Source organism: Emticicia sp. W12TSBA100-4 (assembly GCF_040253585.1).
Taxonomy (GTDB): Bacteria; Bacteroidota; Bacteroidia; order Cytophagales; family Spirosomataceae; genus Emticicia.
In genome coordinates this window covers 1-6,156 of the sequence record NZ_JBELAU010000036.1, presented here as the reverse complement: position 1 = coordinate 6,156, position 6,156 = coordinate 1, and the positions used below count along the sequence as shown (strand labels likewise).

General features: G+C 32.2%; 2 protein-coding genes and 2 pseudogenes. 1 reads left to right on the top strand and 3 read right to left on the bottom strand.

Features of this window, described 5'->3' with window-relative positions:
- Positions 1-1,335 precede the first annotated feature (1,335 nt).
- The 3 genes and pseudogenes from ABR854_RS25480 to ABR854_RS25470 form a co-directional block, all read right to left on the bottom strand.
- Positions 1,336-1,659, bottom strand: a pseudogene (locus ABR854_RS25480) (recombinase family protein); the annotation flags it as partial.
- A 213-nt stretch (positions 1,660-1,872) separates the two neighbouring features.
- A complete protein-coding gene (locus tag ABR854_RS25475) occupies positions 1,873-5,487 on the bottom strand; it encodes a PAS domain S-box protein (protein ID WP_350268687.1) in 3,615 nt (1,204 codons plus the stop codon).
- A gap of 136 nt (positions 5,488-5,623) precedes the next feature.
- Entirely contained in the window at positions 5,624-5,746 is a 123-nt protein-coding gene (locus ABR854_RS25470; RefSeq protein ID WP_350268688.1) for an LbetaH domain-containing protein, read from the bottom strand.
- 41 nt (positions 5,747-5,787) lie between these two features.
- Between ABR854_RS25470 and ABR854_RS26095 the strand changes: the two are divergent.
- Positions 5,788-5,978 (top strand): annotated as a pseudogene (locus ABR854_RS26095) (IS256 family transposase); the annotation flags it as partial.
- Between the last annotated feature and the right edge of the window lie 178 nt (positions 5,979-6,156).

The window sequence follows — 6,156 nt, the reverse complement described above, 5'->3', positions numbered from 1 at the left end:
AAATAAAAGAATAAAAGTACGTTTTTGATGAATTGTCTCATTTTTTCTTTGTATGAGTACACCATTTGAAAATGTAATATCTCTGGCCTTAATACTTCCATTTTTGTTTATTTCGATACGTTTAATTTGTATTTGTTTACGTTTTAACAGTATCGTGCGGCTTTGTGTTCGGCGGTTAGGCTGACTATATTTTAAATTTTAACTAATATTTTTTAGGTCTATAAACTTTAATCTACAATCTTCTGTCAGCACTATGATTATTAATTAAATTTTTTATCAACTTTATAATAATTATTAATAATCAGTATCTTATACAAGTCTGTAGTAATAGCTTAGAACAGCTGAAAGAACTATATTCTTCAACTTTGTACATTATAAAAGGCGGCAGATTTTCTCGCTTTGTATTTAAATTTTATTCAAAAATACAATGGACTTATAGTTTTGTAAGTTGGAAAATAAATCAATTACGATTTTAAAAACTAAGGTACAAAATTATAGGAAATATCACATCCCCAATTATAAAATTTTTAAAAATTGTATAGTTTGAATTAAAGTTGTTTTGAAATTTGTCATGAAATTCCACCTAATATCAAGTGCAGAATTACTAATATCGAACTTAAATTCTATGAATTTTTACCATTTAACGTTCGTAAATATTCCTTTCATAATAGCCAACTCTACCATCTTTTGCATGACTTACTGAAACATAAGAATCAGAGGAGAGGGTTGTAGATAAAATTACATAAAGGTCATAGTATGATCTTTAATTGCTTTATTTTACTTTTTTACAGGGTTTTCTGCAAATGAGCCATAAATCTATTTAAAACTCCAAGCAAATATAAACCTAGATTTTGGTCAACATCCATCCAAATACAAAAGTTAACACAAATTTTGATGGATATACACAACAAAACACTCAAAAGCAATCAAAATTATTTGAAGTAATTTGATCAAATATGCATTTGACTTAAATAGCGTAAGATACGAGTAAAACAGGTGTTTTTACCATGTTTTTACACCTACCAAATGGAATATTTTGACAATTAATTGTCAAACTGATCAATTATAAAGAAAAACACCTACAAACACTATTCATATTTTGTTTATTTTTTCTGATATGTCCGGCTGGTATCCGCCGAAAAAAGTATTGATGCTGACCCACTATTTATCTACGAAAACGTTTGTAATGTTAATATCTTTCATATTTTTTCCAGGATGTTTCCATCAAAATCACTATAATTACTTACAGAATCACGCATGTTTAGGGAATAAAATGGTAAGATGACCATAGAAACTGACTACACCTTCTTTTAATAATAGTAAAATAAAAATTAATCAACCCGTTAAATATTTGTAAAGCGTTGGTTTTGATATCTTTAAAGTATCACAAACTTTTTTAATGAGATTTTTTTGAGTCGTACATCTGCGTGCCATTTTTGTTTGGCTTAATTGAGTTTCTTCACTACGAGCAACTGTCCATCCTGCTACAGTTCCCTCCTTGATAAGATTCAGCTCAAATTCTGCTAAAGCTCCCAAGAGATGAAATACTAATCTACCACCATTGGTGCCAGTATCGAAGCCTTTTTGAATACTCTTAAAAACTACAACGTGATTATCGAAATAATTAACCCACTTGATTAAATCTTTAAGGTTACGGCCTAAACGGTCGGGTCGCTAAATTACATTCGTCCAAAAATATCATTCATACGGTTATTACCATGAGTGGCATTTATTATTAAAAACAAGATTTTTTAAAAAATATAACAAGTTTATGCTTCAAAGGCAGTCAATAACTAATATTTGGAGCAATCAGAAAAGTACATCATTCGAAAGCGTTGAAGCAAATTGCCGATGAGCGTTGATATATTTATTTCAGATTCTTTTCAGCAAATCAATTATATCATTGACTTCTTGCTTAAAAGTCAAGAACTCGTTGGTTAGTTCATATGTAAGGTTTCCGTTTTTTGCACCTTTTTCAACTTTCTCCAAGTATTCAACTTCAATCGTTAATCGAAACATTGAGAGTGAAGATTTCATATCGTGTGCGATTCGTTTGATGTCGGTATAGGCTTTTTCCTTTATCGCTTTTTCGAGTAAACTTAAATCAGTTGGTACTTTGTTAATGAATATTTCTACCATTTCTTTCTTGAAACTATTGTTTTCTGCTTCACCAGATGATTCTAAGTATGAAAAATCAATACTTTTTTTGTTTCTTATTTCAGTTGGTAATGAATGATTTTCAATTGTAGTCTCAATTTGCTTCTTATTTCCTGCTTCAACTACAGAATGTATTTTATTCAATAAATCTTGCTGTTTGAATGGTTTTGCTACGTAGGCATTCATGCCAATATCGAAACATTTTTGTTGCTCACCAACCAATGAATGAGCAGTCATAGCAATGATTGGAATATCTAATTTTAATACATTCCGAATGTGAATAGTTGCCTGATAGCCATCTTTTACTGGCATTTGAAGGTCCATTAGAATAAGGTCGTATTGGTTTTTCGACAATAATTTTATGCCTTCTTCACCATTGAAGGCAATATCTAAATCGAAACCAAATTTTTGAATGACGCTTTTTGCCAAACGTTGATTTAGTTCGTTGTCTTCACAAAGTAATATTGATAGCTTTCTGATTGATTTTTTATTAGAACTATTTTCTATGATTGTGTCTTTGAATGATGATTCAACTTTTTGGAATGTTAAAGAAAAATAAAAATCAGAGCCTTGTCCTAATCTACTTTTGACCTGAATTTGACCATTTTGTAGTTCGACCAATTGCTTTACGATGTTTAAGCCTAAGCCAGTACCACCAAATTTGCGTGTTGTGCTGGCTTCAGCTTGGGTGAATCTATCAAAAATTACCAACAGTTTTTCGGCTGGAATACCAATACCTGTATCTTTCACCGAAAATTTCAGCATAACATGGCTATCGGTTTCATCAATTTTCTTTACCGACATCGTTACTTCGCCGTCTTCCGTAAACTTTATTGCGTTTCCTGCCAGATTCATCATTATTTGATTGAGACGACCTCTGTCTCCTACCACAAGTTCAGGCAAATCGGCATCTAATAATAAACTAAAGTCGAGGTTATTTTTAGCGGCCTTTACTTTTAATAAATCATAAATATGTTTCAAGGTGGCTTTTATATTGAACGGGTAAGATTCAATCACCAATTGCCCCGATTCGATTTTTGATAAATCTAAAATATCATTAATGATAAGTAGTAAATTATCTCCAGCAATTTGGATATTACTAACAAATTCCCGTTGAGTTGGATCAAGATTACTTTGAGTGATCAGTTCCGTAAAACCAATAATTGCATTTAATGGTGTGCGTATTTCGTGGCTCATGTTTGCCAAAAAGCTATCTTTCGCATAAACGGCTTGTTCAGCAAGGTTTTTAGCATTGATTAGGTCTAATTCAGCTTGTTTTTTGATTGTGTAATCCTCGGCAACTCCCAAATAACCCAAAATATTCCCATCCGTATTTCTAATACAAGTAAAGCTCAACCAAACAGGAATTCTTCTACCTGATTTGGAAATATATGTCCATTCGTGAGAATCAGCAGAATCATTTTCTTTGATTTTTGCCACAAAAACATCAAGACCTGGCGTCACTTCTCGCCCTAATTCTATGGTTAACTCTGCCGCACGTTTTGCGATTTCATCAGGGTCATGAAAATCGGCAGGAGTCATTTTATTGATGAGTTCTTCAGCTGTATATCCTAACAAATCTAAACCTACTTTATTTATTCGCTTGATAATACCGTTTATATCTGTAAAAATAACTGAATAGCTAACTCCGTTGAAAATGGCATTCTGGGAGGCCATTAAATTAGCAATATTTAAGTCTTTTCGTTTTTTTTCGGTTATATCTGACTCAATAGCTATGAAGTTTATGAGTTCATTGTTATCATTAAAGATAGGACTGATACTAATTTCAAGCCAATACTTTCTACCCGATTTACTTCTATTTTTTATTTCTCCCTTAAATGAGGTTCTTTTATTTAAGGCTTCTTTGATTTGCAAAATTGTATTTTTATCGGTTTCTTCATATTGAAGGATTTTTCCTGGTTTTTTGCCAATTACCTCCTCCAAAGAATAACCCGTCAATGTTACAAAAGGCTCATTGACCCATTCAATTCGTCGGTACTTATCAGTCATTAGAATAATGTTGTCAGTACCTTTGGCTACAAGAGAAAGTCGTTTATTTTCTTCATTTATTTTTTTACTGAGCGTAATATCTCTGGCAATGGCATATAATAAACCCATTTCTTTATCGTGGGAAGCGTTCCAACTTAGTAATTTATAATCATCACCCCCTTTGCACTTAAATCTTGCTTCAAAATGGATAGTATAGATGCCTTGAGCCAATTTGTCAATTTCTTTTTGAGATGAATGAATGTCATCATCGTGAACAAAGTGCAAGAAAGGCTTTGAGGTCAGTTCTTCATCTGAAAAACCCAACTCTCGGGAAAAAGTAGGACTTAAAGTCTCAAAAAAGCCTGCGGTATTAACAACACACAAATAATCTTGTGAGATGTTGAAAAACTGTTGTAGTTTGTTTTCTGATATTTTTTGTTTTGATATATTTTGACTGATGGATACATACCTGATAGTTTTGCCTTTTTCGTCCAAAAATGGTACAATAGTAGTATCTGCCCAATAAGACTTGCCATCTTTTGCTCTATTTTTTACTTCTTTTTTCCAGACGAGGCCAGCCGTAATAGTCTGCCATAAATCAGTGAAAAAATCTTTGGGATGAAAGCCCGAATTTAAAATTCTAATATTTTGTCCAATCAATTCCTCTCTCGAATATTTTGATACAATACAAGTGGCATCATTCACAAAAGTGATAATACCATTGTTATCAGTAATAACAACACTCGAAGTTAGGTCTAAAGCTGATTTATAACTATTTAGTTCAAGGGTAATTGTTTCTAAGGCTTTTTTTGCCAGTTTATCTACTTCATTTTTTAATTCAAGGTTCTTTTTCTTCAATTCTAACTGAACAATTACACTCTTGGCGAGCGTAGAAAGTGCTTTTTTTTGTTCATTATCTAATATTTTTGGCACATTATCAATGACGCACAAAGTACCAATATTAAACCCATCGGGTGTGGTTAGTGGAGCTCCCGCATAAAAACGAATATCAGGGCTTCCAGTTACAAACGGGTTATTTTTGAATTTTTCATCTTCGAGAGCATTTTGTACTTCAAAAATATTATCATCCATAATGGCATATTGACAAAATGAAATTTCTCTCGGCGTTTCGGATTCTGTAAAGCCAATACGGGATTTGAACCACTGACGTTTGTCATCGAGTAGCGTAATTAGAGCAATTGGAGTTTGACAGATGTAAGAAGCTAACTGTGTAATATTATCAAAATCTTCTTCAGATAAAGTATCTAACACGTTGTAGTCAAGCAATGCTTCGAGTCTCTCTTTTTCATTTGATGGTATAGGAGCGTATGTTCGTTTCATTTTGGTAGGCAAAATTGTACAGAGAAAATTTTCCTTTACTAATAATTTACACAAGTAAAAGCATTTCAGACTGAATTTCAAATTTTAGTTTCAAAATTATTATTTTAATAAATCTCGCAGTGTTTCCTACTGCCACTCAATCAGGCTGAATACTCTTGGTAAAGACCGCTCCACCAGCAACCACACTGTGTTTTCCGATGTTTACATCTGACGTAATCACCGCATTTGCATCAATCCAACAATCGTCTTCATTGGTAATTGTTGCTACTGTTTCGCCTTGCAGATTAATCGGAATATCTACGTCAGATACGAAAAATTACTAAAATTAAAGGTGCATTCACTTCTGACAATGCCTTTTAAAATTGGAATATTTAGCAATCCTAAATATGGATAAACTTTGGAATAAAACAGTTTTTCGTTGTAGGGAGATTCTTTCGGAAATTAGTATTATTTTCGCTGACAAAATCGCTGATGAAGATTTTGAGTTGTAAGTTTTGGTTGAAAGAACCAAAACTTACAACTCGCTCAATTTTTATTTGACAAAGTTTAAAAACATTCCCGTAAAATTGACTTGTTGAAGCATAATATATCAAATCCAAATATGTTTTTTGCGAAATGTAAGTACTAAATCCTTTTTTTATTTGTTATTTTAAGCTTGAACAAATTTTT

Coding starts and splice junctions, on each gene's coding strand:
- ABR854_RS25475 (WP_350268687.1), bottom strand. CDS start 5,487: ATGAAACGAACATACGCTCCTATACCATCAAATGAAAAAGAGAGACTC.